Genomic DNA, 320 nt, shown 5'->3' with positions numbered 1-320 from the left:
TTATCATAAAGGCGTTTGTTTTCATAGATCACCCCGTTTTTCGAGATTGCCTTATGAAGTTTCTTCCTCTTGTCCAGCTTCTTGTACTTATAATTGAACACAAGTACGGTTGATGGCTGCGGATTTTCGGCATACCCGGTAAGTTGTTCAATGGTGCGGGAAAGGTCCTGAGCTTCCTTCACGATGATCACCTGTTTCTCGGCCATCATTGGGTAACGTTTGGCGTTCCCAATAATATCTTCTACAGTGACATCGCGGCCATACAACACCATTTGGTTAAAGCCTTTTTCATCCTCCCGCAGCACGTTGTCTTCAATAAA

At 44.1% G+C, this 320-nt stretch carries 1 protein-coding gene; it reads right to left on the bottom strand.

The window, feature by feature from the left end; genetic code table 11:
* Positions 1–320, bottom strand: a 320-nt coding sequence (holA, locus tag HC175_RS22220; RefSeq protein WP_369074370.1) for a DNA polymerase III subunit delta, incomplete at both ends; no start/stop codon positions are given.

The organism is Salinimicrobium oceani (assembly GCF_012037645.1).
This window is presented reverse-complemented; position numbering and strand designations above follow the sequence as displayed.